Annotated in this window: 23 protein-coding genes; 10 read left to right on the top strand and 13 right to left on the bottom strand. The window is 63.3% G+C overall.

Annotation, left to right across the window (positions count from 1 at the left end; translation table 11 throughout):
* Positions 1-23: 23 nt before the first annotated feature.
* The 6 genes from PspCFBP13528_RS11090 to PspCFBP13528_RS11065 are packed head-to-tail and all read right to left on the bottom strand — an operon-like array spanning position 24 to position 5,341.
* Positions 24-2,402 (bottom strand): fimbria/pilus outer membrane usher protein, encoded by a 2,379-nt coding sequence (locus tag PspCFBP13528_RS11090; RefSeq protein ID WP_137200211.1) that lies wholly within the window; start codon positions 2,400-2,402, stop codon positions 24-26.
* Positions 2,403-2,444: 42 nt separating this feature from the next.
* Positions 2,445-3,233, bottom strand: a complete 789-nt coding sequence (locus PspCFBP13528_RS11085) for a molecular chaperone (RefSeq protein ID WP_065953069.1) — start codon at positions 3,231-3,233, stop codon at positions 2,445-2,447.
* A 25-nt stretch (positions 3,234-3,258) separates the two neighbouring features.
* Complete coding sequence (locus PspCFBP13528_RS11080) at positions 3,259-3,747, bottom strand: spore coat U domain-containing protein (RefSeq protein ID WP_137200210.1); 489 nt, start codon at positions 3,745-3,747, stop codon at positions 3,259-3,261.
* A gap of 2 nt (positions 3,748-3,749) precedes the next feature.
* Complete coding sequence (locus PspCFBP13528_RS11075; RefSeq protein WP_065953067.1) at positions 3,750-4,292, bottom strand: spore coat protein U domain-containing protein; 543 nt, start codon at positions 4,290-4,292, stop codon at positions 3,750-3,752.
* An 18-nt stretch (positions 4,293-4,310) separates the two neighbouring features.
* On the bottom strand, positions 4,311-4,856 hold the full coding sequence (locus PspCFBP13528_RS11070; RefSeq protein ID WP_065953066.1) for a spore coat protein U domain-containing protein: 546 nt from the start codon (positions 4,854-4,856) through the stop codon (positions 4,311-4,313).
* Entirely contained in the window at positions 4,850-5,341 is a 492-nt protein-coding gene (locus PspCFBP13528_RS11065) for a spore coat U domain-containing protein (RefSeq protein WP_137200281.1), read from the bottom strand. The genes PspCFBP13528_RS11070 and PspCFBP13528_RS11065 overlap by 7 nt, the downstream gene beginning before the upstream one ends.
* A gap of 222 nt (positions 5,342-5,563) precedes the next feature.
* Between PspCFBP13528_RS11065 and zapE the strand changes: the two genes are divergently transcribed.
* Both zapE and PspCFBP13528_RS11055 read left to right on the top strand, forming a co-directional pair.
* Positions 5,564-6,658: a cell division protein ZapE gene (gene zapE / locus PspCFBP13528_RS11060; RefSeq protein WP_137200209.1), complete on the top strand. Its 1,095-nt coding sequence runs from the start codon at positions 5,564-5,566 to the stop codon at positions 6,656-6,658.
* 40 nt (positions 6,659-6,698) lie between these two features.
* Positions 6,699-7,988: a protein kinase gene (locus tag PspCFBP13528_RS11055; protein ID WP_137200280.1), complete on the top strand. Its 1,290-nt coding sequence runs from the start codon at positions 6,699-6,701 to the stop codon at positions 7,986-7,988.
* A gap of 129 nt (positions 7,989-8,117) precedes the next feature.
* Here PspCFBP13528_RS11055 and PspCFBP13528_RS11050 read toward each other — a convergent pair whose 3' ends face one another.
* Positions 8,118-8,825: a YebC/PmpR family DNA-binding transcriptional regulator gene (locus PspCFBP13528_RS11050; protein WP_065884874.1), complete on the bottom strand. Its 708-nt coding sequence runs from the start codon at positions 8,823-8,825 to the stop codon at positions 8,118-8,120.
* Positions 8,826-8,924: 99 nt separating this feature from the next.
* The gene (locus PspCFBP13528_RS11045; protein ID WP_137200208.1) at positions 8,925-9,782 is read right to left on the bottom strand and encodes a LysR substrate-binding domain-containing protein; all 858 of its coding nucleotides are present in this window, start codon (positions 9,780-9,782) and stop codon (positions 8,925-8,927) included.
* A gap of 111 nt (positions 9,783-9,893) precedes the next feature.
* Here PspCFBP13528_RS11045 and PspCFBP13528_RS11040 point away from each other — a divergent pair, with 111 nt between their 5' ends.
* From PspCFBP13528_RS11040 to PspCFBP13528_RS11030, 3 genes are all read left to right on the top strand, one after another.
* Positions 9,894-11,003 carry a 2-aminoethylphosphonate--pyruvate transaminase gene (locus tag PspCFBP13528_RS11040; protein WP_137200207.1) on the top strand — a complete coding sequence of 370 codons (1,110 nt, stop codon included), beginning with the start codon at positions 9,894-9,896 and terminating at the stop codon, positions 11,001-11,003.
* A gap of 26 nt (positions 11,004-11,029) precedes the next feature.
* The gene (phnX, locus tag PspCFBP13528_RS11035) at positions 11,030-11,857 is read left to right on the top strand and encodes a phosphonoacetaldehyde hydrolase (protein WP_101220067.1); all 828 of its coding nucleotides are present in this window, start codon (positions 11,030-11,032) and stop codon (positions 11,855-11,857) included.
* A gap of 110 nt (positions 11,858-11,967) precedes the next feature.
* Positions 11,968-12,561 (top strand): cytochrome b, encoded by a 594-nt coding sequence (locus tag PspCFBP13528_RS11030; protein ID WP_065953060.1) that lies wholly within the window; start codon positions 11,968-11,970, stop codon positions 12,559-12,561.
* Between the two features lie 152 nt (positions 12,562-12,713).
* On the opposite strand, the gene PspCFBP13528_RS11025 is transcribed toward PspCFBP13528_RS11030, so the two are convergent.
* Complete coding sequence (locus PspCFBP13528_RS11025; RefSeq protein ID WP_137200206.1) at positions 12,714-13,604, bottom strand: pyridoxal-phosphate dependent enzyme; 891 nt, start codon at positions 13,602-13,604, stop codon at positions 12,714-12,716.
* A 57-nt stretch (positions 13,605-13,661) separates the two neighbouring features.
* Positions 13,662-15,701 carry an NADPH-dependent 2,4-dienoyl-CoA reductase gene (locus PspCFBP13528_RS11020; protein WP_137200205.1) on the bottom strand — a complete coding sequence of 680 codons (2,040 nt, stop codon included), beginning with the start codon at positions 15,699-15,701 and terminating at the stop codon, positions 13,662-13,664.
* 211 nt (positions 15,702-15,912) lie between these two features.
* Between PspCFBP13528_RS11020 and PspCFBP13528_RS11015 the strand changes: the two genes are divergently transcribed.
* Both PspCFBP13528_RS11015 and PspCFBP13528_RS11010 read left to right on the top strand, forming a co-directional pair.
* Positions 15,913-17,043 (top strand): carbon-nitrogen hydrolase family protein, encoded by a 1,131-nt coding sequence (locus PspCFBP13528_RS11015; RefSeq protein WP_065953057.1) that lies wholly within the window; start codon positions 15,913-15,915, stop codon positions 17,041-17,043.
* A gap of 4 nt (positions 17,044-17,047) precedes the next feature.
* Positions 17,048-18,082, top strand: a complete 1,035-nt coding sequence (locus tag PspCFBP13528_RS11010; RefSeq protein WP_137200204.1) for an AraC family transcriptional regulator — start codon at positions 17,048-17,050, stop codon at positions 18,080-18,082.
* Positions 18,083-18,090: 8 nt separating this feature from the next.
* Here the strand turns inward: PspCFBP13528_RS11010 and PspCFBP13528_RS28050 are convergent, their stop codons facing one another.
* Positions 18,091-18,213 carry a hypothetical protein gene (locus PspCFBP13528_RS28050; protein WP_256544619.1) on the bottom strand — a complete coding sequence of 41 codons (123 nt, stop codon included), beginning with the start codon at positions 18,211-18,213 and terminating at the stop codon, positions 18,091-18,093.
* 201 nt (positions 18,214-18,414) lie between these two features.
* Here PspCFBP13528_RS28050 and PspCFBP13528_RS11005 point away from each other — a divergent pair, with 201 nt between their 5' ends.
* Positions 18,415-19,422, top strand: coding sequence for a pyruvate dehydrogenase (locus PspCFBP13528_RS11005; protein ID WP_101220062.1), 1,008 nt, complete (start codon positions 18,415-18,417; stop codon positions 19,420-19,422).
* Between the two features lie 21 nt (positions 19,423-19,443).
* Here the strand turns inward: PspCFBP13528_RS11005 and PspCFBP13528_RS11000 are convergent, their stop codons facing one another.
* Entirely contained in the window at positions 19,444-19,914 is a 471-nt protein-coding gene (locus PspCFBP13528_RS11000) for a MarR family transcriptional regulator (RefSeq protein WP_065953054.1), read from the bottom strand.
* Between the two features lie 144 nt (positions 19,915-20,058).
* Here PspCFBP13528_RS11000 and aceE point away from each other — a divergent pair, with 144 nt between their 5' ends.
* Complete coding sequence (gene aceE / locus PspCFBP13528_RS10995) at positions 20,059-22,713, top strand: pyruvate dehydrogenase (acetyl-transferring), homodimeric type (protein WP_137200203.1); 2,655 nt, start codon at positions 20,059-20,061, stop codon at positions 22,711-22,713.
* Between the two features lies 1 nt (position 22,714).
* Here the strand turns inward: aceE and PspCFBP13528_RS10990 are convergent, their stop codons facing one another.
* Positions 22,715-23,536 (bottom strand): DUF2242 domain-containing protein, encoded by an 822-nt coding sequence (locus PspCFBP13528_RS10990; RefSeq protein ID WP_137200202.1) that lies wholly within the window; start codon positions 23,534-23,536, stop codon positions 22,715-22,717.
* Between the two features lie 232 nt (positions 23,537-23,768).
* On the opposite strand from PspCFBP13528_RS10990, the gene nhaA reads away from it, so the two are divergent.
* A complete protein-coding gene (gene nhaA, locus PspCFBP13528_RS10985; protein ID WP_137200201.1) occupies positions 23,769-25,112 on the top strand; it encodes a Na+/H+ antiporter NhaA in 1,344 nt (447 codons plus the stop codon).
* The last annotated feature ends 44 nt before the right edge of the window (positions 25,113-25,156 follow it).

Below are 25,156 nucleotides of genomic sequence, written 5' to 3'. Positions count from 1 at the left end.
CCGAACACTCCCTGTTCATTCCTTCATTGGCAGACCAACGGACCGATCAACGGCACGTCCTGTTGGTGCGCATCGATATCGAATCTCGCCTGGCAGGTGCGACCTTCTCCGAGCGTGACCTGCAGCGTGTTGTGGGCGCTGAGGTTTTCCAGATAGACCAGGCCGTCCCAGCCCACCACCGCCTGGGTGTTGCTCTGTTCATGCACCACCAGGCTGCCCAGCGGCAACTCCTGGTGCTGACCGTCGACCAGCGTGATGCTCGCGGCGATCACCCGGCGCAACGGAAACTCCAACAGGTAGCCGCTGCCACGGCGCACCGACACGCGCTGCTCCACATTCGGGCTCTGCACATTCGGTGGCAGGTTCAGCGGGTCGATTTCATATTTGGCGCGGTAATACGCACTGCTCCAGGGCACCAGTAAGTGGCCCTTGTTGTCGGTCTCGCCGACCAACTGGTTTTCATAGCGCACCGGAATGCCGGCGAACCCTTGGGTGCTCACCACCACAAAGGCATCGTTGATCCGGTTGGCGGCGAAGGTGTTACCGCCCATCCACACCAGCGAGCCGCTGGCATCCGCCCAGCGTGTCTGGGCATCGCTGCTGCCGTACACACCGGCCTGCAACTGCACCGACTGCAGGCGCCAGGTCAGGTCGGCCTGGCGATAAGTGGGGGTATCGCCCTGGGCGTAGCCGAGGTTATAGCCCACCCCGCCTTCGCTGGGCACCGCGCGGCTGTAGTTGATGCGTTGGCGGCTGGCACCGTCCTTGCCGCGCTCGGTGCTCAGGGACAGGCTGGCGTTGAGGTCGAACGGAATCACCAGTTGCGCCTGCATCGCCCAGTTGCTGTCGCCGATTTCGCGGTTGGCCGACAGATACACGCTGGAGTTGCGCCACAGCGGTTTGCTCCAGCTCAGGTTGAGCAGGCGTGTGCGCGAATCGTCCGCCGCCTGCACGTCGAAATAACCCAGGCCGAGGCTGCCGAACCGCTCGAGGTTGAGGCTCAGGGTGACTTGCTCGCTGCGCTTGCTGAGGCGGGCGTAGGGCGTGTCGACCAGGGTCAGGTCGGCATACCCGTCGCGCCGTTCGACACGTTGGTACATCAGGCTGTAGCGCGTGCCGTTGTACTGATAGCCGAGGCTCAATTGCCGACCGCTGTGGCTGTCGAACCGGCTCTGGCTGACGGCCGTATTGAGCACGCCGACATTGCCCAGGCGCAGGTTGCCGCCGAGCCCGCCGAGGGTCAGGTCGCTGGACGCCTCGGCGTGGCTTTCCAGGGTCAGGTTGTCGGAATAGCCGTAGCGGAACGTGCCGCTGGCCACGCCCGGTCCGTAGCCGAAGTCGCGCAAGGTGTAGTCACGGCGCAAGGTCCCTGCGGCCACGGAAAAATCCGTCAGGCCGTGTTGCAGCAAGGTGCTGGTGACATAAAAGGGTACGGTGGTCGACACCTGACGACCGAGGGCGTCGGTGGTGACGACCACAGCCTCGCCGGCGCCATTGATGAACGGAATGTTGGTCAGCGTATAAGGCCCGGGTTGCAACTGCGCGCTGTCGGTCTTGTAGCCATTGATGAACAGGTCGACCGACGAGGGCACCGCCGCCTCACCGGCAAATTGCGGCAAGGGGTACGTCACCAGGTCCGGACGCACGGCAAAATCGCGCGACAATTGTACCCCGCCCAGACGCACCGAGCTGCTCCAGGGCAACGCAGCGCTGATCACATCGCCGGCCTCGTAAGTGAGCAGGCGCTCATCATCGGAAAAGCGCCAGGTGGTGTCGTAGCGGCGGTAACCGTTGTTGAGCGTGCTGTTGCCGATGCCGTTGGACAGGGTCTGGCGCAGCTGCCCGGTGTTGGACAAGGTGCCCCAGTTATCGAACAGACGCACCTCGTTCCAGGCCGCAAGGTAGCTGCCGCCTTCGTCGGTGTCGTTGAAATACACGTCATAGTTGAGCAAGGCGCCGAAGCTGCTCATGGCTTGGGTGCGCGGGTAGGTGTTGCGGTTGCCGATGAACTGCTCCTGCAACCAGGACGGTGGTACATCCAGCAGCAGGCGCTGGCCATTGCTGTCGTAATCGCTGTGCAGGCCAGGCACCGTGTCCAGGGCCACGCTCCCGTCGGGGTCACCCGGCAGCTTCATGCCCACGTCCTGCAAGGCGCTGGCCGGCACGAACAGCCGCCCGGCGCGTTGGTCGACCGCGATGACGCGGCCGGTGTCCATCTGGTTGACCACCAATTGCAGAAACAGCTGTGCGTCGGCAACCGCCTCCATGCTGCTCGGCGGCGGCGGTAGATCGCCCGCTACCGCAGCGCCCCACAGCCCGCTTACCACTGCCACCGACGGCCATATACCACGAGCCCAACCACGACTCACTGTGGCACCGCGTCCTTCCATGGACATCTCCATCCTGTTAAAACCCGGGCGTGCACCCGTCCCGCGACACACTGTTTACCGTGTCGGCGCAAGGCTCTCCACTTGCGTCGCGCCGTTGATCCTGACCTGCAACGGCTGGTCGCCCGGCACATCGCCCGGCATCGGCCAGCGCATGGTCGCCCCCGGCAATACGTAGCCGAGCAGCCCTTCCACCAGCGGCCGGGTCTGGCCGCCCTGTTTGAACGAGGCATCGGTCAACCGCGCATGCACGGCGCCCTGGTTACGCACCTCGATATAGCTGCGCCCGGCCACGTTGACCTTCTTCCAGCTCAATTGCGGCTGGCCGGCGCCCTTGGGGTCGCGCTGGCGGGTGGCGTCGTCCTTGCTCCACAGGCCGGCGCCGTAGGCAAACAACGGCACCGAATAGCGCATCTGGAAACGAATCGCCGCCGCCGTATTCTTGCCCTCCGGTGGCGCGGGCACCTGCAGCGCCGAGGGTATTTCATCGATGATGATGCGATAGGCCAACTCCCGGCCTGGCGGTACTTCACGGGTGCGGGTCAGGCGCACCAGTTGCTTCTGACCGGGTTCGATCCTGGCCACCGGCGGGCTGCCGATCACGTCGCGCTGGTTCTGGTACTGCTCGTCGAAGCCGTTCTGGCTCCAGGCAAACACGCGCACCTGCAGGTTGGCGGCCTCGCTGCCACGGTTCTCCAGCCACAGCGCACTGGCCTGTTGGTCGGCCTCCAGCACCGGGTCGATGGGCCAGATCAACACCGAGCTGGCCGCCTGCACAAGCCCGCTCGTGCACAGGGCACTCAAGACAACACCCGCGGCGCACAACCGCCGGGAAGCTAAACGCATAAAACCACTCCTTATTCCCATAGTCCTACCACGACAGTTGCACCTGCAACGTGTCGCTGTACGTCCCCCCCGGCTGATTGCCCGGCAGTACCACCCGCCCGTAGATCGGCAGGCGGATGGTGTTGGCATCGCTGTAACTCACGCTGACGCTCTGGCTGATCCCCAGGCTCTGGCTGAACGCCGCATCGCGAAACAATTGATAAGGCACCCGCGCGCTGCCGCTGTTGAGCTGCAAATTGCGCCCACTGCCGCTGTGCAACCCGCCGTCGACGCTCATGCTCAGCGCTACCCCCGGCGTACATTGCAGGGTCACGCCGCCGGTAAGGGCGGCGGTTACCGTGCTGGTGGCCAGGGCCGAATAGCTGCCATAGGTCAGCGCGCCGTAGTTGCTGCCACCGCCCACGATCAGGCACCCCGGCGTGACGGTTGCGCTGACCTGGAAGCTCTGGCTGGTCACCGCCGACAACGGCAGTGGCAACACCAACCCACAGGCCAACCACACTCTGAGCCACATCGTCAGAACGTCAGTTCCACGGCCACGGTGTCGGTGTAGACGCCCGCCGGCAGGCCCGGCTTGCCCACTGCGCGTCCATACAGGCCTACGGTTTGCGCCACACCGGTACTGGCGGCGAGGGTAATCACGCCATCGATCGCCAGCAGCGAGGAGAAACCGCTGTCGGTGTAGAAGTCATAGGGCACGAAATTGCCCGCGCCATCGGCCAATGCGCGAGTACCGCCCGGCGAGGCACCGTCATGGGCACCGGCGCGCACTTTGACAGCGGGCGTAGTGCCGGCCGAGCACACGATCGACAACGCACCACCGGTGCCGGTGCCCCCCAGCAACTGGGCGTCAGCGTTGGTAAACAAGCTATTGGTGGTACCGAAGTTGAGGCTACCGAAGTTCAACCCGGTCGCCGCACCGGAGCCGTTGACCTGGCAACTTGCAATCAAGGTCAGGCTGGAGCTGATCTGCCCGGTCACGGTGGTCGCCGCGTTGAGGCTGGAAGCCATCGTCAGGCCCAGGGCACAGGCGCCTAATCGAGATACGAGTACATGCATGATCGTCATCCTCATGGTTTACCAATCCAGAGTCACCGTCAGGGTGTCTGTGTAAATGCCGGCCGGTAAGGCCCTGGTATTCGCCACCACGGAGCCGAATACCGGGATCGGTACCTGGGTGTCGTGGGTCATGGCGAAGTTTCGTTGCTCGCCGATGCTGTAGGCGCTGCGACCCAGAGGGTCGGCCCACAGCTGATAGGGAATGGACTGGCGACCATTGCTCAGGCGCCGCGTGATGCCGTCGCCATTGGTGCCACCGTCGATGGTCACCGTGAAGCTGCTGGCCACAGACGGGCTGCAGGACACCGACAGCGGAGTTTTGTCACCGGCGGAAACGGCCGCGCCCAGGGTGTCGTTCCAGGTCGGTCCCTGGCTGCCGAAATCCAGCATCGCGGTACCGCCCTCGGGCGTCACGGGCGCCGTTTCGACGCTCTTGTTGACCTCGCAGCTGGCGGTGATCACCAGCCGCGCCTGAATCTGCCCGCTGGCGGCGGCCGCCTGCGCGTCTTCGGCCAGCAACAGCAGGCTGCCCAGCGCGATCACGGCCAGAAAACGACTTACCATGTGACCGTAACCTTGAGCAGGTCGGAATAACGGCCGACGGCGGGAATGTCTTTGAGCGGCTCGATACGGCCGAACAGCGGCAGGTCGACGGAGCCGCTGTCCGGCACGCGACCGCTGACCGGCACATCCACCGGCAACGGGATCAACCGCGCGGCGTCGGCATAGATGCGATAGGGGATGGGTTTGCTCGCCGGCGCGCCATTGGCCAGATAGCGCACTTCACCGACGCCGCCATGCAGGCCACCGTCGACGCGCACTTGATAGGGTGTATCGGGATTGCATTCCAGGCGTGGCTGGCGCTGGCTGATCAGCACGGCACTCAACGTCCCGGCCGGGTCATCCAGACGCGGTCCGCTGCCAAAATCCAACACGCCAAGCTGTTCGATGCCCGCAGTGCGCGTGGTACCCACCAACTGGCAACCGCGCTGCACATCGATGCGCACCACCACTTGCAGCTGCGCCGCGAACACCGTGTTGCAGAGCATCGTGCCCATGACTGCCAGTACTGTCCGTTCCTTCACTGCCCCAAAATCCTTATACAGGGGTGGCTCCTGCGTATAAGGGTAGCCACTTGGCGCAAATCTGCCAGTCTGGTCAGGAATACCCCGCGTCTGGCTGTTCCGGGGGGGCTGGCTGCCGCCTGGGTGTTGGTCAAATCGTGGCGAGCGTCCTAAAGTGAGCGACCACCGAAACAAGAGTGACGCGCCTTGACCGTGCTTTCCCTGATCCGCCGCCTGCTGGGCACTCCCCCCCAACAGGCGGGCGCATCGCCCATCACTGCATTTTTCCGGCACAAGGCTGAGCAGCAGGGCTATACCCTCAGCGCCGGACAGACCCGCGCCATTGCCGCGCTGGCCCGCGAAACCGAACACCTGCTCGGCGGCCGGCCCGCCCGCAGCCTGTACCTGCACGGCCCGGTCGGACGCGGCAAGAGCTGGCTGCTCGATGGTTTTTTCCAGGCGCTGCCGATTACCCAGAAACAGCGCGTGCACTTTCACGACTTTTTCGCCGACCTGCACCGGGGCATGTTCGAACATCGCGTGCAGGACGACGCGTTGGCCGTCGCCCTGGACGAACGGCTGGCGGGCTGCCGCGTACTGTGTTTCGACGAATTCCACGTGCACGATATCGGCGATGCGATGCTCATCAGCCGTCTGTTCAAGGCCTTGTTCCAACGCGGTGTGCTGGTGCTGGTGACGTCCAACTATGCGCCCGAGGGCCTGCTGCCCAACCCGTTGTATCACCAGCGCTTCAAGCCGGTGATCGACTTGATCGCGGCGCGCATGGACGTGCTGGAAGTCAGTGCCCCCGAGGACTTTCGCCGCCTGCCCCAGGCCCATGCCGAGCAGCGCTTCAGCACCGGCAGGTACATCTGGCCAGGCAGCGTGGCGCAACGTGAGGCGCTCGGGCTGCCGGCTGCGGATTGCCCGGCGCTGCCCTTGACCGTGGGCAACCGGCCGTTGCAGTGCCGCCGCCGTGAAGCGCGCAGCATCGCCTTTACGTTCAACGATCTGTGCGAACAGCTCACCGCCGTGATGGATTATCTGCTGCTGTGCCAGGACTTCGACCACTGGATCATCGACGGCCTGCCTCACCTCGCCGACTGCCCGATTGCCGTGCAACAACGTTTTATCAACCTGGTGGACGTGCTTTACGACCGCGACAAACAGCTGATCCTGATCGGCGCGCAGCCACTGGAGCACGCCTTGGGCGGCAAGGCCATCGACCTTGCGCGTACCGCCAGCCGCCTGGGGCAATTACGCCAGTGCGGCACGCAAGTTGCGCGCGACCCGGTATCATGAGCGCCTTTTCACGCCCCCTTGCCGAGTGACCGCGCCGTTGATCAATACCCTCGCCCAACTCAAGGCCGGCCAATTGGCCGGCGCCACCCGCCTGGACCTGGCCTGCGGGCTGACCGAATTCCCCCGGGAAATCTTCGAACTGGCCGACTCGCTGGAAATCCTCAACCTCACGGGCAACGCCTTGAGCAGCCTGCCGGACGACCTGCACCGCCTGCGGCACCTGCGCGTGCTGTTCTGCTCGGACAATGCCTTCACCGAACTGCCCGAATGCCTGGGCCGCTGCGCCCAGCTGAGCATGATCGGCTTCAAGGCCAACCGGATCGACACTGTGCCGGCGGCCGCTCTGCCGCCCCAGTTGCGCTGGCTGATCCTCACCGACAACTGCATCAGCCGGTTGCCCGACGAACTCGGCCAGCGCCCGCTGCTGCAAAAGCTGATGCTGGCCGGCAACCAACTGACGCAGCTGCCGCCCAGCCTGGCCCAGTGCGAAAACCTTGAATTGATCCGCATCGCTTCCAACCGCCTGACCCACCTGCCGCAGTGGCTGCTGAGCATGCCCAGCCTGACGTGGCTGGCGTATGCCGGCAATCCGGTGGAAATGGCCGTGACGGTGACTGCTGATGCCACGCCGGACATTCCCTGGACCGACCTGCAACTGGGCGAGGTGCTGGGCGAAGGCGCTTCGGGGATTATTCGCAAGGCGCTATGGAAACCTCGGGCGTTGCCGGTCGCGGTCAAGCTGTACAAAGGCACCATCACCAGCGACGGTTCACCGCTGCATGAAATGCAGGCCTGCATCGCCGCCGGGCTGCATCCCAACCTGATCAAGGTCCAAGGCCGCGTCAGCGGTCACCCCGATCACCAGGCTGCATTGGTGATGGACCTGATCGACCCGAGTTATCGCAACCTCGCGGCGCTGCCGAGCCTGGCGTCGTGCACGCGGGATGTCTACTCACCCGGCACCCGTTTCAGCCTGGACGTGGCACTGCGCATGGCGCGCGGTATCGCCTCGGTCGCCGCGCACCTGCACCGGCACGGCATTACCCACGGCGACCTGTATGGCCACAATATTTTGTGGAATGCGGCGGGTGATTGTTTGCTGGGGGATTTTGGCGCGGCGTCATTCCATGCCACGGCGGACACCTTGGAAACCAAGGCGCTGCAGCGCATTGAAGTGCGCGCGTTCGGCGTGCTGCTGGGGGAGTTGCTGGCGCGGGTCGAGGGGGCAGTGGCAGACGAGCTGGTTGAACTGCAACTCGGCTGCTGTCAGCCACAGGTGCTGGCGCGACCAAGTTTCGACGAGATCGAAAGCTTGCTGAGCGCGCTCTGACACCACTGGAACAAATGTGGGAGGGGGCTTGCCCCCGATGGCGGTGGATCAGCCACATTGTCTATGCCTGACCCAATGCTATCGGGGGCAAGCCCCCTCCCACATTTGAGCTCATTTAGTCAGTGATGATCAGCCAGCCAGGCCGACAAACATATCCTGCACATCATCATGGTTGTCCAGGCCTTCCAGGAACGCCTCGACTTCGGCCATCTGCTCGTCGGTCAACCCACTGACCGGGTTCTTCGAGAGGTAGCCCAGCTTGGCCGACAGCACGGTGAAGCCCTGTTCCGGCAAGGCTTTCTGCACCGCGTCCAGGTCGGTGGTTTCGGTGATGAACAAGGTGGTGCCTGCTTCTTCGCCGTCTTCAAAGTCCTGGGCGCCGGCTTCGATGGCGGCCATTTCCGGATCAGCGTCCGGGGTGTCCGGCGATGCCTCGATCAGGCCGACGTGGTTGAAGTCCCAGGCCACCGAGCCGGAAGCCCCCAGTTGGCCCTTACGGAACGCCACGCGGATTTCCGCCACGGTGCGGTTGATGTTGTCGGTGACGCACTCGACGATCAACGGCACCTGGTGCGGCGCGAAACCTTCGTAGGTGACGCGGTGGTACTGCACGGTCTCACCGAGCAGACCGGCACCCTTCTTGATCGCGCGGTCCAGGGTTTCCTTGGGCATCGAGGCCTTTTTGGCCTGCTCCACCACCAGACGCAAGTGAGCGTTGGTCGAGGTGTCTGCACCATTGCGGGCGGCGATGGTGATTTCTTTCACCAGCTTGCCGAAAATCTTGCCCTTGGCATTGGCTGCCGCTTCTTTATGTTTGACTTTCCACTGTGCGCCCATGACTCACTCTCTACTATCCATGGCGCCGAAACGTCTACTGGCCGGCGCTTTGGGGGCAGAGTTTATAGCGCAGCAACGCATCGTTCCACCAAAAAACCCTCAAGGCGCCAACTCGAAAAAGGCCTGGATCAAGCGCAACGACCGGCGCCGCTCCAGGCAGCCGAGCCAATGCCGGTTCAGCAGGCCATCGCCCCGGATCGGCACAGCGCGTACACGCGGGTCCGGGCTGACCTCCATCGACGACACCACCCCGACGCCCAACTCGGCCGCAACGGCCTCGGTCACCGCCTCCCGACTGTCCAGTTCCAGCAGCAGCCTGGGCCGCACATTGGCAGCCCTGCAGGCGTCGTCAAAGGTACGCCGGGTGATGGAACCGGGCTCGCGCAGCACCATGATCTCTTCGTTCAACGCTGACAGTGCAATGCCCTCGGCCTGCCCCGCCCACGCATGCATGGCCGGCACCAGCGCGCAAATACGTGACTCGCCCAAGGGGTGCAGGTGCAGGCCATTGCGCGGCTCCACTTCGGTCAACACCGCCACATCTGCATGCTCGGACAACAACGCCGCCAGGGTTTCCTGGGCATTGCCCAGGCGCAGATTCACGGTGACGCCCGGATAAAGGACGCGCAGCCGCGCGATCATCGGCATCACCAGATGCGGTCCGTCCGCCGCCACTTCCAGGCGCCCGGTGAGCAATTGGCGGTTGGCTTCGAGCATGGCCTGCGCCTCATCCACCAGGCCGAAGATCGCCCGGGTGATCGCCGCCAGGCGTGCGCCCTCCTCGGTCAACTCGACCCGCCGCGCAGTGCGGCGCAGCAACGGGATCTGGTAGTGCTCTTCCAGGGCCTTGATGTGTCCGGTCACCGCCGGCTGGCTGATGAACAGCCGGGCGGCTGCACGGGTAAAACTGCCCTCGCGGGCCACCGCATCGAATGCGCGCAGTTGAAACAGGTTCATGGCTATCGGCCTCACTGATAGCTCGCATAACAACAAACAATTTGATTGATGACAAGCCAAACTGCAATTTAGGCGCCGTAGAGTCGACCCGTTGTTTTACGAGGACCCGAGATGACCCCTGCTGCGCCGCTCCTGCTGACCCCAGGCCCCCTGAGCACTTCCGACCGCACGCGCCAGGCGATGATGGTGGACTGGGGTTCATGGGATGAGCCTTTCAACCACCTCACCGCCCGTGTGTGCGAGCACTTGCTGGCGATCATCCATGGCGCTGACAGTCACCATTGCGTGCCGTTGCAGGGCAGCGGCACCTTCGCCGTCGAAGCCGCCATCGGCACCCTCGTGCCGCGTGACGGCAAGGTGCTGGTGCTGATCAACGGCGCCTACGGCAAACGTCTGGCGAAGATCTGTGAAGTCATTGGCCGCGCGTACAGCAGCTTCGAAACCCCGGAAGACGAGCCCACCACCGCCGCCGATGTGGACCGCCTGCTGCGCGCCGACGCCGCGATCACCCATGTCGCGCTGATCCACTGTGAAACCAGCACCGGCATCCTCAACCCGCTGGCGCAGATCGCCGAGGTGGTCAAACGCCACGGCAAGCGCTTGATCATCGACGCCATGAGTTCCTTCGGCGCACTGCCGATCGATGCGCGGCAAGTGCCCTTCGACGCGTTGATCGCCGCGTCCGGCAAATGCCTGGAGGGCGTGCCGGGCATGGGCTTCGTCTTCGCCGAAAAGACCGCGCTGGCTGCGGCCGGAGGCAACTCTCATTCCCTGGCGATGGACCTGTTCGACCAGCACAGCTACATGGCCCGCACCGGCCAGTGGCGCTTCACCCCGCCCACCCACGTGGTCGCCGCGCTGCACGAAGCGCTTGTGCAATACCATGAAGAAGGCGGCCTGCCCGCCCGCCAACAACGTTACGCCGATAACTGCCGCACGCTCCTGGACGGCATGGCCGAACTGCGCCTGCGCAGCTTCCTGCCGGCGGCGATCCAGGCACCGATCATCGTCACCTTCCACGCACCGAAAGACCCGCGCTACCAGTTCACGGACTTTTACGAACGGGTCAAGGCCAAGGGTTTCATCCTCTATCCGGGCAAATTGACCCAGGTGGACACCTTCCGCGTGGGCTGCATCGGCCATGTCGACGCGATCGGCATGCAGGCGGCGGTCAACGCCATCGCCGAGGCGCTGCAGGAAATGGATGTGCTGGACATTTGATTGCCCCCTTACACAGGACCCGCACCATGAACTATCAAAACCCCACCTCCCTCCAGGCCGTCATCCTCGACTGGGCCGGCACCGTGGTCGACTTCGGCTCCTTTGCCCCCACGCAGATTTTTGTCGAAGCTTTCGCCGAATTCGGCGTGCAGGTGTCCATCGAAGAAGCCCGTGGCCCGATGGGCATGGGCAAGTGGGACCATATCCGCACCCTCTGCGACCAGCCGCAGGTCGCGGAACGTTATCGCAAGGCCTTCGGCCGCACGCCCACCGACGCAGACGTGACTGCCCTCTACCAACGCTTCATGCCACTGCAGATCGAGAAAATCGCCGAACACTCGGCCCTGATCCCCGGAGCCCTGGACACCCTTGCCGGCGTGCGCGCCCAGGGCATCAAGATCGGCTCCTGTTCCGGCTATCCCAAACAAGTGATGGACAAGGTGGTCGCCCTGGCCGCCAGCAACGGCTACGTGGCCGACCATGTGGTCGCCACCGACGAGGTGCCCAATGGCCGCCCATGGCCGGCCCAGGCGCTGGCTAACGTGATCGCGCTGGGCATTGACGATGTGGCGGCGTGCGTGAAAGTCGACGACACCGTGCCGGGTATCCTCGAAGGCCGACGCGCCGGGATGTGGACCGTGGCCCTGACCTGTTCCGGCAACGCCCTGGGCTTGACTTATGAGCAGTTCCGGGCGCTGGACAGCGCCACACTGGCCAGCGAGCGCCAGCGTATCGAAGCGATGTTCGAAGGCTCGCGCCCGCACTATCTCGTGGACACCATTACCGATCTGCCGCAGGTTATCGTCGATATCAACGCACGCCTGGCTCGTGGGGAAATGCCGCAAAGCAACTGACGAAGGTCAATGCACCGGCATTCACAACAGGCGAAGCGCTTCAAACAGGCATACAGTTAACCCACTCCGTCAAAGAACGGAGGTATGCCCTGATGAGTGAGGACCCAACGATGCCGTGGAAAAATTCCGATACGCGCTACAGCACCATGTCGATTGCATTGCACTGGTTGATGGTGGTGCTCCTGGCGGTGGTCTACGCCTGCATTGAGTTACGCGGCCAGTTCCCCAAAGGCAGCGGTGCGCGCACGCTGATCGTCGAAATGCACTTTATGTTCGGTCTCACCGTGTTTGTGCTGGTGTGGCTGCGCCTGTTCGCCCGCAGCCTGGGCGTGGCGCCGCAGATCGTGCCGGCGCCGCCGCCCTGGCAGCGCCTGTTGGCGACGCTGACCCACGTCGCGCTGTATGCGTTGATGATCGGCATGCCGATTGCCGGCTGGCTGATCGTCAGTGCCGAGGGGCATTCGGTGATGTTCTACGGGATGGAGTTGCCGCCGCTGATCGCTGAAAACAAGGCACTGGCCAAGGAGATCGAAGGCTGGCATGTGCTGTTCGGCCAGATCGGTTACTGGCTGATCGGGCTGCATGCGCTGGCGGGAATCTTTCATCACTACGTGCTGCGCGACAATACGGCGTTGCGAATGATGCCGGGTGGGAGGGGGCTTGCTTCCGATCGCGTTGAGTCAGCCAACACATCCATCGACTGATACACCTCAGCGAGGGCAAGCCCTGATGCCAGTCAGTTAGCGCAGACCCCCTGTGGGAGGGGGCTTGCCCCCGATAGCGGTGGGTCAACCGACACCAGTGTTTGCTGGGCCGACGTCTTTGCGGGCAAGCCCCCTCCCACAACGGGACCGCTCTATACGTTGAAACCTCGGCGGCCTTGCAGGCCGCCGGTGTGGATGAAGATCAGGCGCGTACCGGGGGCGAAGCGTCCGGCCTCGATCTGTTGCTTCAACGCCAGCAGCGCCTTGCCGGTGTAGAGCGGCTCCAACGGCACACCGCTGGCCTGTTCGGTGCGTGCGATAAAATCGAGCAGCAGCGGATCGACCTTGGCAAAGCCGCCTCGGCTGGCGTCGATCAGTGCGTAACCGTTGTGCACCATGGCACTTACGTTCTGCGCTACACCGTGATCGTCCGGCACTGCCAATGCGCCGTAGACCGTACGCCTGCCGGCCTCGGCCAAGACCAACCCGGCCAACGTCGTACCGGTGCCCGCTGCCAGCCACCAGCCGTCGTAATCCGCCCAACCGAGCTGGCTCAACTGCGCCTGCGCCTGCTCGACCAGCACCCCGCAGCCCAGCGCTCCGGCCAGCCCGCCGCCGCCCTCCGGTACCGGATGAAGATGCGGATACTGTTCGCGCCAGGGCAACCAGAAGCCCGGCTCATGGCGTGCGCGATAGCCGCCGTAACCTAGCCAATGCAATTGCATGCCAAACGCCCTGAGGTCGAGCACGGTGGGTGTGTCTTGAGGATGGCCGCGCAACAGGCCGACCGTGGGAAAGCCAAAGCGCTTGCCGGCCGCCGCCAGTGCGTGCAGATGGTTGGAGTACGCCCCGCCGAGGCTGATGATGCCGTCAGCCCCCGCGTCGCGGGCCTGGTTCAGGTGCTCGGTGAGCTTGAACCACTTGTTGCCGCTGATCAGCGGGTCGATACGGTCCAGGCGCAGCACCGCCAACTCGACCCCGTTCAGCCAGTCGAGCTGCACAGGTTCAAGGGGCGCGTGAGGCAGCCAGTCGAAAGGGCCCATCGGGAAGTTATCTGCATGAAAAGGAGCGGCAGTCTACCACCGCCCCCTTTCGTCGACTTACAGCTCGGCGGCCAGGCGCGAGCCCTGGTTGATGGCGCGCTTGGCGTCCAGCTCTGCCGCCACATCGGCACCGCCGATCAGGTGCACGTTCTGCCCGGCGGCGACCAGGCCGTCGTGCAGTTCGCGCAGCGGGTCCTGGCCGGCGCAGATGACGATATTGTCCACCGCCAGCAGCTGGGGCTCACCCTCGGCGCCGATGCGGATATGCAGGCCTTCGTCATCGATCTTCAGGTATTCGACGCTGTTAAGCATCTGCACCTGTTTGTTTTTCAGGCCGGTACGGTGGATCCAGCCGGTGGTCTTGCCCAGGCCGTCGCCGACCTTGGAGGTCTTGCGTTGCAGCAGGAACACGTCACGCGCCGGTGCATGGCGCTCGGGCTTGATCCCGGCCACGCCGCCACGGGCCTCAAGTTGAGTGTCGATGCCCCACTCTTTCCAGAACGCTTCGCGGTCCAGACTGGTGGACACGCCCTGGTGCACCAGGAATTCCGACACGTCAAAACCGATACCGCCCGCGCCAATCACCGCCACGCGCTTGCCGACCGGTTTGCGCTCCAGGATCACGTCCAGGTAATTGAGCACCTTGGCGTTCTCCACACCCGGGATCGCCGGCGTACGCGGTGCGATACCGGTGGCCAGGATCACGTCGTCATAACCGCCCGCCACCAGTTGCGCCACATCAACACGGGTGTTGAGGCACAGCTCGACGTGGGTGGTCTGCACTTTGCGTTTGAAGTAGCGCAGGGTTTCGAAAAACTCTTCCTTGCCCGGTATGCGCTTGGCGATGTTGAACTGACCGCCGATTTCGCTGGCCGAATCGAACAAGGTCACCTGGTGCCCGCGCTCGGCAGCCACGGTAGCAGCAGCCAGCCCGGCAGGACCTGCACCGACGACCGCAATTTTCTTGATCTGCTGCACGGGCAGGTAGTTGAGCTCGGTCTCATAGCACGCCCGCGGGTTGACCAGGCAGGTCGTCAGCTTGCCGCCGAAGGTGTGGTCCAGGCACGCCTGATTGCAGCCGATGCAAGTATTGATCTCCTCGGCGCGCCCGGCCGCGGCCTTGTTGACGAACTCCGGATCGGCGAGAAACGGCCGCGCCATCGAGACCATATCGGCATCGCCCTCGGCGAGAATCTGCTCGGCGATTTCCGGGGTGTTGATGCGGTTGGTGGTGATCAGCGGAATCTGCACCGCGCCCCGCAACTTGGCGGTGACCTTGCTGAACGCGGCGCGCGGCACTTTGGTGGCAATGGTCGGGATACGCGCTTCGTGCCAGCCGATACCGGTATTGATAAGGGTCGCGCCGGCCTGCTCGATGGCCTTGGCCAACTGCACGACTTCTCCCCAGACGCTGCCGCCCTCGACCAGGTCGAGCATCGACAGGCGGAAAATGATGATGAAATTCGGGCCGACCGCTTCACGCACCCGGCGCACGATTTCCACGGCCAGGCGCATACGGTTTTCAAAGCTGCCGCCCCAGCGGTCGGTGCGATGGTTGGTGTGGGCGGCCAGGAACTGGTTGATGAAGTAACCTTCGGAACCCATGATTTCCACGCCGTCGTACTCGGCGACCTGGGCCAGCAGCGAGCAGGTGACGAAATCCTGAATCTGCTTCTCGATGCCCTCCTCGTCCAGTTCCCTGGGCTTGAACGGGTTGATCGGTGCCTGGATCGCACTCGGCGCCACCTGCTTGGGACTGTAGGCATAACGCCCGGCATGCAGGATCTGCATGCAGATCTTGCCACCGGCGTCGTGGACGGCCCGGGTGACAATCCGGTGCTTTTGCGCCTCTTCGTCGGTGGTCAGCTTGGCCGCACCGGCATACACGCCGCCTTCATCGTTCGGGCCTATGCCACCGGTCACCATCAGGCCGACGCCGCCACGGGCACGCTCGGCGAAATAAGCCGCCATGCGCTCGAAACCGCCGGGCTTTTCTTCCAGGCCAGTGTGCATCGAACCCATCAGGGTACGGTTGCGCAGGGTGGTAAAACCCAGGTCCAACGGGGCCAGCAGGTGCGGGTAGGCAGCAGCGGTCATGGTACAGCTCCACAACGGATCATCACGGGACGTGGAGGGCTCGAATGGCACCCCATCGGTTTATGTCCCACAGACTAAGAGGCGATCACCTACCGCTCAATGACTGAAACTCACAACTTATTGATCCAAATGCACAGCAACCCTTGGCAAGCCGGGCCAGGGGACCTACCCTAGTCGCGAACCCTGCCCCCGGTCTGTTGTCTGTTGCCCCATGCGCAAATTACTCATATTCACCGTCACCATGGCCCTGGTTGCCGCCCTCGCCGCGTATCTGGTCTGGACCCAGGAGCGCCCTGTGGCGCATTACCTGTCGGACCTGCGCATCACCCTCGCGGTCAATGAAGGCCAGCCGGCCGAGCGTGGCAACCTGCTGGGCATCCAGCCGGAGCTGTTCCCCGCCGATTACCAGAGCCTGGAGCGCCTGCACCTGAAGCTCTCGGCCTACCTGCAAAAGGCCCGCGAACAGGGTTTGATCAACGACAAGACCGTCGTCGTGCTGCCGGAACATGTCGGCACCTGGCTGATGCTGGCCGGCGAGAAAAACGAGCTGTACCAGGCCACTCACCTCAAGGACGCGATGAACTGGCTGTCGATCAGCAACCCGTTGCCGTTCCTGCGCGCCTGGATCAGCGCCACCGGCGACAACCGCATGGATGATGCGTACCTGCGCATGAAAGCCCCCGGCATGGCGCGCGATTACCAAGTGCTGTTCGGCGGCCTGGCCAAGGAATTCGGCGTGACCCTGGTGGCCGGTTCCATCGCCCTGCCCAACCCCAGTGTGACCCTGGGGCAACTGCAGGTCGGCCATGGCGCGCTGTACAACGTCAGCGTGGTATTTGCCGCCGATGGTTTGCCCCTGGGCCAGCCGCAGCGTCAGCTTTATCCGATCTACGACGAGCGCGGCTTCATCGAACCCGGCGATGAAAACATCGTCAGCGTGGTCGACACCCCGGCCGGGCGCCTGGGGGTGCTGATCGGCAGCGACAGCTGGTACCCGGATAACTACCGCAAGCTCAATGAACAAGGCGCCCAACTGATTGCCGTGCCGGCCTATGTGACCGGACGTGACACCTGGGACCGCCCGTGGCGCGGCTTCAAGAGCGTATCGACCCCCTCGGAAGTCAGCCTCAAGCCCGAAGAAACCAGCGAGGGCGAAGCCTGGCGCCGCCTGACCCTGATCAGCCAACCACCGATCAGCCAGGCCACAGCGGGCATGAGCGTGTTTTTGCGTGGCCAGTTCTGGGACCTGGGCAGCGCCGGGCAGAGCTTTCTGAGCCGCAACGGGCAACTGTTCGCCGACGGCGAAGCCCGTGGCGCGCGCCTGCTCAATATCTGGCTGTAACCGCGTGAAGCCGGTGCGCCTGGGGGATCTGTCGGTGGGCTTCGTGCACACCCTGGCCGATGCCATCCAGAGCCACGGCCTTGACCCGCAACCTTTGTTGCTGCAATACGGCCTGGACCCGGCACGCCTGGCGGAAGCGGGTGCGCGCTTGTCGATCCCGCGCTATATGCGCCTGGGGCATGCGGCCATCCAACTGACCGGTGATCCGGGGCTGGGCCTGCGCATGGGTCAGCTCAGTCGCCTGAGCCAGGCCGGGCTCGCCGGGGTGACCGCCGCCCAGGCTCCGACCGTACGCGAGGCCGCGCGCACGCTGACCCGCTTCGAACCGCTGTATGGCTCCAACTACCGTGGGCAATCGAGCTTTCATGAGGACGCCGAAGGCGCCTGGCTGCGGTTCTATTCCATCAGCCCCTACAATGCCTATAACCGCTTTGTGGTGGACTCGATCATCGCCGGCTGGCTGCATCAACTGTCGAGCCTGGCGCAACAGCCGGTGCAGGCGCAGCGTATCGAAATCGAGTTCCAGGTCCCCGAATACAGCTCGTTGTATGGCGTGCTGGGAGACAGTCCGGTGCAGTTCGGCGCCGACAGCAATCAACTACGCCTTAACCAGGCCACCCTGGCCCTGCGCAACCCACAGCACTGCCCGAGTACCTGGCACCTGTTGTTACAGCTGTGTGAAAGGGAACTGGAGCAACTGACCCGCACCCGCAGCCTGCGCGAGCGCATTACTCGGCTGCTGGGGCCGATGCTCAATGGTGGCCGGGAACCCGACCTGGAAGAAGTGGCGGCACGCCTGAAGCTGCCCACCTGGACGCTGCGCCGTAAACTGGCCGACGAAGGCACGCAGTTTCGCGCGATTCTCAACGATACCCGCCGCGATCTGGCCATGACCTACATTCGCGACACGGAACTGGCCTTTGGCGAGATCGCCTACTTGCTCGGTTTTGCCTCAGCCCAAGCCTTCCAACGCGCCTTCAGGCGCTGGAACAACCAGACCCCAGGGGAATTTCGCCGCAGTCAGCGGCATTCCGCCTGAAGTCGGGCTTACAGCTCGGTGGCATCGTCGACCGGATCCAGTGGGTCGAGTTCGAATGCCTGGTACTCCAGCAGTTCTTCCTGGTAATCGTCCATGGTGGACTCCTTGTTGAGATAAAAGCGCCAGCGCAATTAATGACCTGCACGACCAGACTAAAGTGCCGTCATGACGAAAAAATGTCTGCGCCTTTATGTTCCCGCACGTGAAGATTAAACGCGGCAGCGGCGGACTGATTTAGCCGGAAGACCGAGGCACTATTGCAATCATTGCAATTGCAATCAACTGACCAATTCCATTAGGGTAGGCACCTCTGTCGCCAGGAGCCACGCCCCATGCCCGCCTCTACCGCACTCGCTGCGCAGCTGTGCATCGACGCACTTGACACGCGCGCCTACTCGCGCAGCTCACCGCTGTACACGGTCCTGAGCATGGCCGGCGCGCTGGAATCCAGCCGCCAGGCCTGGGTGATTCGCGGCCAGTCGCGCAGTCGGCGCCCGGGTAACTGGCCCACCTGGTTTGCGTGCAATACCGGAGAAAAACCGATGCTCTACCTGCACAGCGCCACGTCGTCTGCACAGCTGTGTGCACTGTCACACCAGACCGCCCAGCGCGGCATTTTGTGCAATGACAGTGAAACCCAGCCATCCCCGTGGCCGAAGGGCGCGCAACCGTCGCTGCCATTGTGGCTGGCGAGCCATCCACGCTGTACGCCCTATGACCCGGCCTCGGGCGAAGAGGCACGGGCCATCGTGCTGGGCGGGTTACGTACGCTGTACGTGGATGGCCAGCCAGGGTTTTATTACCTGGCGCTGCATGATCAGCACAGCACCCTCGCACCGCAGACGCTGGACCGCGAAGGTGCGATCAAGGGCATGTACCCCGTCCGGCGCACTGCCGGCGTGGAGCACGTGCGTTTGCTGGGTGCCGGTCGAGCCTTGGAAGAGGTCCTGCACGCCGCGCTATTGCTGGAGCAGCAATGGGGTATCACGGCGCACGTATGGAGTTGCCCCAGCTACACCCGACTGGCCCGCGAGGCGGCGGCGGCTGAGCGCTGGAACCGCCTGCATCCATGCGCGCCCAGACGCAGCAGCCATCTGCGCGACTGCCTGGCGGGGAGCCGAACACCGGTGATTGCCGTCACTGGCTACCCGCAGGCGGTCGTCGACCCGTTGGCCGCGCATGTGGACACACGCTTCGTAGCGCTGGGCGCAGGCTCGGTGCAGGCAGGCGCGCCGAACCGCTACTGGATTGCAGTGCTGGCCTTGAAGGCGTTGGCCGATGAAGGGCATGTCGATACACAAACAGTGGAAGAAGCCCTGCAACGGTATGACCTGAAATGACCCGGCCACGTTTGATCACATTCATGCCTTGCGCCGGCTACGGGTTTGCACGCCGGCCTCCATCGCCAACCCCGCCGTACGCTGCAGTGCATCGGCAAACGCCTGGCGATGCTCAGGCTCGATTTGCGACAAAAACAGCTCATCCACGGTGCTTTCGTAGATTTTCCACATCTTTTTGCGCAGCGTACGACCCGCCTCGGTGATCGAGGCAAACGCCGCGCGGCCATCACCGTCGGAACGCGAACGCACCACCAGGCCGTCCTTTTCAAGGCGGTCGACCAGGCGCGTGAGGTTGTAACGCTCAATGGCCAGCACATCGGCCAATTCATGCATGCGGCGGGTGCCTTCAGGACCGCTTTCCAAGCCCCACAGCGCGTCGTACCAGGCATACGGCGGCAGTTGCGCTTCACCCAGACGGCGCTCGATCTCACGGATGACCGTCCTGTGGGCCCTGACAAAACGGAACCATACATCAGGCTCTTTCGACGACATGCAACACCATCCGGGAAATTTCAAGAAGGTTGCAATAGTAGCTCATCCCGGGCTAAATTCCGGCATATCGTTGCAATTGCAACTACATCGCAGCACGCCCACAAGGTGTTCGCCGCCCGGAATCCGCCTACCCTGGAGTCTCATATGAATCCCAATAACGCAGCATCCCTGGACAACGATCCGCAGGAAACCCGCGAGTGGCTGGACTCCATCGAATCGGTGCTGTCTGCCGAAGGCCGCCCTCGCGCCCATTACCTGATCGACCAACTGCTGGATTTCGACGTCGCGCGCCATGGCGACTTCTACGGGCGCGTGACCACCCCTTACGTCAATACCATTGCTGTCGAGCGCCAACTGCCCTACCCCGGCGACCTGGACATTGAACGGCGGACCAATGCGTTTATCCGCTGGAATGCCATGGCGATGGTATTGCGTGCCGGCAAACACTCAGGCGTGGGTGGGCATATTGCGACCTATGCGTCAGCCGCAGTGCTGTACGACGTAGGCTTTGACCATTTCTTTCGTGGCCGAACCGACACCTTTGACGGCGACCTCGTGTACATCCAGGGCCACTCCTCCCCTGGCATCTACGGCCGCGCGTATCTGGAAGGCCGCCTCAACGAGGCCCAACTGGATAACTTTCGCCGCGAGGCCGGTGGCGAAGGGCTGTCTTCCTACCCTCACCCACGGCTGATGCCGGACTTCTGGCAATTCCCTACAGTGTCCATGGGCCTGGGGCCGATCACTGCGGCTTATCAGGCGCGCTTCATGCGTTACCTGGAGTTTCGCGACCTCAAGCAACACCAGGGTCGCAAGGTATGGGCGTTCCTCGGTGACGGCGAGATGGACCAGCCGGAATCGCTGGCCGCCATTTCCCTGGCCGGTCGCGAAAAACTCGACAACCTGATCTTCGTCGTCAACTGCAACCTGCAGCGCCTGGACGGCCCGGTGCGCGGTAATGCCAAGGTGATTCAGGAGTTCGAGAGTGTATACCGCGCCGCCGGCTGGAATGTGATCAAGGTCATCTGGGGCGGTGGCTGGGATGCGCTGCTGGAAAAGGACCGCAGCGGCTTGCTGCGCCAGCGCATGATGGAATGCGTGGACGGCGATTACCAGAATTACAAATCCCAGAATGGCGCCTACGTGCGCGAGCATTTCTTCGGCAAATACCCGGAGTTGCTCGCACTGGTTGCGGACATGTCCGATATCTGGAAACTCTCACGGGGCGGCCATGACCCGCTCAAAGTCTACAACGCCTACGCCGCCGCAGTGCGCCACAAGGGCCAGCCCACGGTGATCCTGGCCAAGACCGTCAAGGGCTTCGGCATGGGCGAAGCTGGCGAAGGCCAGAACATCAATCATCAATTGAAGAAGATGGGTGCCGACGCGGTAAAAGCCTTCCGCGACCGCTTCGGGCTGGACGTGGCCGATGACCAGCTCGACGAAATCCCTTACCTCAAGCCGGCTGCCGACAGCGCAGAAGCCCGCTACTTCAATGCCCGGCGCCAGGCGCTGGGCGGGTATGTGCCCGCCCGGCACACTGATGTGGCCCCGTTGACTATTCCACCCCTGTCCGTATTCGCCACTCAACTCAAGGACACCGGCGAGCGCGCTATTTCCACCACCATGGCGTTTGTCCGCATTCTCGGCACGCTGCTCAAAGACCCGCATCTGGGCAAGCTGATCGTCCCCATCGTGCCGGACGAGTCGCGCACCTTCGGCATGGAAAGCCTGTTCCGGCAGATCGGCATCCACTCCGCCGTCGGCCAGCTTTACACCCCGCAGGACGCCGGGCAACTGAGCTACTACAAAGAGAGCAAGGACGGACAGATCATGCAGGAAGGCCTGAATGAATCAGGTGCCATTTCTTCCTGGATCGCGGCGAGTACGTCCTACAGCAACCATGGACTGATGACGCTACCGTTCTATATTTTCTATTCGATGTTCGGCTTCCAGCGCGTCGGCGACCTGGCCTGGGCAGCGGGCGACGCACGAGCCCGCGGCTTTCTGCTGGGTGCCACGGCCGGGCGCACTACCTTGATGGGCGAAGGGTTGCAGCATGACGACGGGCACAGCCATATCCTGGCCTCGGTAGTGCCTTGCTGCGTGGCCTACGATCCGACCTTTGCCTACGAGCTGGCGGTGATTATTCGCGAGGGCATGCGGCGCATGTATGTCGAACAGGAAGACATTTACTACTACATCACCCTGCTCAACGAAAACTACCCGCACCCGGCAATGCCCGAAGGCGTGGAAGATGGGATTCTCAAAGGGATGTATCCGCTGAGCACACACCCGGATGCGCGGGTGCAACTCATGGGAAGCGGTTCGATCCTGCGCGAAGTCATCGCTGCAGCGGCACTGCTCGAGGAAGACTTCGGTCTATACAGCGATGTCTGGAGCGTCACCAGCCTGACCGAGCTGCGCCGTAACGGGCACTCCGTAGAGCGCTGGAACCTGCTGCATCCGGAAAGTGAACCGCGTCTGAGCTACGTGGAGCAGTGCCTTGTCGGCAAAGCCGGGCCGGTGGTGGCAGCGACGGACTACATGAAATTATTCGCCGATCAGATTCGCCCCTTCGTACACGGCCGCCGCTTTGTGGCGCTGGGAACCGACGGTTTCGGGCAGTCGGATACCCGGGAAGCCTTGCGCGAGTTTTTTGAAGTGGACCGCCACTTCATCGTGCTGGCGACGTTGAAGGCACTGGCGGATGACGGTGTGATCGGTCGTGACAAAATCGCGGAGGCAATCAACCGCTACGGGATCAACGTCGACAAGACTGACCCCGTAACGGTCTGAGTCATTGCGCTGGCGTTGGCAGGGCTGGAATCGCCTCTGTCGGCGCCGGCAGGCTGGGGTTGGTCGGCGCGGGCGCGGACTCTATGGCTGGGGTCTCTGGTGCCGTCTGCGGCATTGGCTCTACGCTCGGCGCGATGGGTTCGGCCTCCGGTGGCGGTGCCAGTGGCTGCGCACCGGCAGGGGTTGCGGGCGCTTCTTGAGGTGTTTCAAGCTTCTCGGTGGCCGGCGCGGCTTTCGGTTCAGGCATGCCAAGCTCATCCTTGGGCTTCTCGGGTATATGCTCAGCCTGCTTCACTTCCTGGGGCAGGAACACATCCACCAAGGCAAAGTAACGCTCATAGAACTTGGGCGCCGAGACGGTCTCGCTCGCCACCTTGACCATCGAGTCATCGGTGGAGCCGATCGGCATCGACACCGAACCCAGCACCCCAACCCCAAGACTTGCGGAGTTGTTGACCTTCTTCAGCGCATAGCGGTCCTGCAAGGCGTTGGCAAACATCGTCGAATGGTTGCTGCCTTTGCCATCGGCGGCACACACCACGTTGAAGCTGATCTGCAGGTGGGTCTCGCCGGTCTGCTGGAAACTCTTGTTGCCGGCCACCAGCTTCGGATCGCTGCTGGTGATGATATAGCCCTGGCTCAGCAGGGCACGGCGCGCCGCTTCACAGGCCGCTATATCGCTCACCGGGTAATCGCGGGAAAACGTACCGGAGTCGTCGAAATTCTCATGCTCGTAAATAGCGGTCTTGGGTGACGAGCAACCCGCCGCGCCCGCCAGCACCAGCGCCAACCCGAGGTTTCGCAAGTGAAATGATGTCGACATCGAAAATCCTGAGAAAAACAGTCCGGGCGGTATTGTGCAACAGAACGAGGGGTTGGCGCGCGCATTCCTGTCGGTAAAACGTCACAGGTTTTTTGAACGGCGCCAATGATTATGACAAGTTTGTTTACAACTTATTCCCCAACTTCCTATTATCGTCCTGGGTGCGTTGCTGCATAGGGCACAGCGCAGGTTAAACGTTAAGCGTTGGTCGGGCCGCCAATGGAGCTTTGTCGTGCCTGATAAACACCCCGCTATCCCCCGCCCCCAGCGTTTGACCGAGGGCGCGCTGTCTGCCCTCGAGCGCTATTCACATATTGAGGCCGTCAGCGGCATCGTCCTGCTATTGGCCGCCATCGTGGCCTTGATCTGGGCCAACAGTGCAGCGGCCGACACCTATGAGCACTTCTGGAACACGCCGGTCACCCTTGGGCTGGGCGACTACAGCGTGTCGCGCTCCCTGCATTTCCTGGTCAATGACGGCCTGATGACCATCTTCTTCCTGGTGGTGGGCGCCGAGATTCGTCAGGAAATCAAGGACGGCGCGCTCGCCAACCTGAAGCTGGCCACCTTGCCATTGGGTGCCGCGCTGGGCGGCGTACTGATGCCGGCGATCATTTACACCCTGCTCAACCACGGCACCGCCGCCGCCAGTGGCTGGGCCGTGCCCACCGCGACAGACATCGCCTTTGCTGTCGGCGTGCTGGCACTGTTGGGCAAGTCGATTCCCAGTGGCGTGCGTGTTTTGCTGCTGGCCCTGGCAATCATCGATGACATCGTGGCGATCCTGATCATCGCCGTTTTCTTCACCGCCAGCCTCGACTACATGGGGCTGGTGATTGCCGCCGCCGGGCTTGCGCTGGTGGTGGTTTTCCAGCGCATGGGCATCGGCAAAGCCGCTATCTACCTGCTGCCCGGAGCAATTGTGTGGTTCGGCCTGCTCAAGACCGGCGTTCACCCGACGCTCGCCGGCGTGATCCTGGGACTGATGACCCCGGTCAACTCCAAGCCCACCACCGAGCGTCCGCTGGACACCATCGGCCGTACGTTCGCCGAATTGATGGAGCGCTTCTCGCAGTCGCCGGAAGGCCCCGGACAGGTTGCCCAGCCACTCAAGCAATTGCGCCACGCACAGCGCGAGCTGTTACCGCCCGTGCAGCGGGTGCAATCGGCGTTGCACCCGTGGGTGGCGTTCGGCGTGATGCCGCTGTTCGCGCTGGCCAACGCCGGCGTCAGCCTGAGCGGCTTCAACCTGGACGATCCCCTGCCCCACGGCGTGTTCATGGGCGTAATCTTCGCCCTGGTGCTCGGCAAACCCCTGGGCGTGATGCTGGCCAGTGTCACCCTGGTCAAGCTCAACCTCTGCAGGCTGCCGGACGGCGTCAGCTGGGCAGGTGTCGGCCTGGTCGGCCTGCTGGCGGGGATCGGTTTCACCATGTCGATCTTCATCTCGTCCCTGGCGTTCTCCGACCCGGCCTTGCTCTCGGCGGCCAAGCTGAGCGTATTGACGGCCTCGACCCTGGCCGCAGTCATCGGGCTGACCTGGGGCAAACTCAGGTTCTCGGGCAAGAAGACGTGAGAAGCATAAGTCGCAGGCTTTAACGCACGCAAAAAAAGACCCCG

The organism is Pseudomonas sp. CFBP13528 (assembly GCF_005233615.1).
Taxonomy (GTDB): domain Bacteria; phylum Pseudomonadota; class Gammaproteobacteria; order Pseudomonadales; family Pseudomonadaceae; genus Aquipseudomonas; species Aquipseudomonas fluorescens_AM.
This window is presented reverse-complemented; position numbering and strand designations above follow the sequence as displayed.

What these genes read in the sequence shown, in the direction of transcription:
- PspCFBP13528_RS11090 (WP_137200211.1), bottom strand. Translation starts at nt 2,402, where the DNA reads ATGGAGATGTCCATGGAAGGACGCGGTGCCACAGTGAGTCGTGGTTGG.
- PspCFBP13528_RS11025 (WP_137200206.1), bottom strand. Translation starts at nt 13,604, where the DNA reads ATGGGCCCTTTCGACTGGCTGCCTCACGCGCCCCTTGAACCTGTGCAG.
- PspCFBP13528_RS11045 (WP_137200208.1), bottom strand. Translation starts at nt 9,782, where the DNA reads ATGAACCTGTTTCAACTGCGCGCATTCGATGCGGTGGCCCGCGAGGGC.
- PspCFBP13528_RS11080 (WP_137200210.1), bottom strand. Translation starts at nt 3,747, where the DNA reads ATGTGGCTCAGAGTGTGGTTGGCCTGTGGGTTGGTGTTGCCACTGCCG.
- PspCFBP13528_RS11065 (WP_137200281.1), bottom strand. Translation starts at nt 5,341, where the DNA reads ATGCTCTGCAACACGGTGTTCGCGGCGCAGCTGCAAGTGGTGGTGCGC.
- PspCFBP13528_RS11015 (WP_065953057.1), top strand. Translation starts at nt 15,913, where the DNA reads ATGCGCAAATTACTCATATTCACCGTCACCATGGCCCTGGTTGCCGCC.
- PspCFBP13528_RS11085 (WP_065953069.1), bottom strand. Translation starts at nt 3,233, where the DNA reads ATGCGTTTAGCTTCCCGGCGGTTGTGCGCCGCGGGTGTTGTCTTGAGT.
- PspCFBP13528_RS11075 (WP_065953067.1), bottom strand. Translation starts at nt 4,292, where the DNA reads ATGCATGTACTCGTATCTCGATTAGGCGCCTGTGCCCTGGGCCTGACG.
- phnX (WP_101220067.1), top strand. Translation starts at nt 11,030, where the DNA reads ATGAACTATCAAAACCCCACCTCCCTCCAGGCCGTCATCCTCGACTGG.
- PspCFBP13528_RS10990 (WP_137200202.1), bottom strand. Translation starts at nt 23,536, where the DNA reads ATGTCGACATCATTTCACTTGCGAAACCTCGGGTTGGCGCTGGTGCTG.
- PspCFBP13528_RS11040 (WP_137200207.1), top strand. Translation starts at nt 9,894, where the DNA reads ATGACCCCTGCTGCGCCGCTCCTGCTGACCCCAGGCCCCCTGAGCACT.
- aceE (WP_137200203.1), top strand. Translation starts at nt 20,059, where the DNA reads ATGAATCCCAATAACGCAGCATCCCTGGACAACGATCCGCAGGAAACC.
- PspCFBP13528_RS11050 (WP_065884874.1), bottom strand. Translation starts at nt 8,825, where the DNA reads ATGGGCGCACAGTGGAAAGTCAAACATAAAGAAGCGGCAGCCAATGCC.
- PspCFBP13528_RS11030 (WP_065953060.1), top strand. Translation starts at nt 11,968, where the DNA reads ATGCCGTGGAAAAATTCCGATACGCGCTACAGCACCATGTCGATTGCA.
- PspCFBP13528_RS11005 (WP_101220062.1), top strand. Translation starts at nt 18,415, where the DNA reads ATGCCCGCCTCTACCGCACTCGCTGCGCAGCTGTGCATCGACGCACTT.
- PspCFBP13528_RS11070 (WP_065953066.1), bottom strand. Translation starts at nt 4,856, where the DNA reads ATGGTAAGTCGTTTTCTGGCCGTGATCGCGCTGGGCAGCCTGCTGTTG.
- PspCFBP13528_RS11000 (WP_065953054.1), bottom strand. Translation starts at nt 19,914, where the DNA reads ATGTCGTCGAAAGAGCCTGATGTATGGTTCCGTTTTGTCAGGGCCCAC.
- PspCFBP13528_RS11020 (WP_137200205.1), bottom strand. Translation starts at nt 15,701, where the DNA reads ATGACCGCTGCTGCCTACCCGCACCTGCTGGCCCCGTTGGACCTGGGT.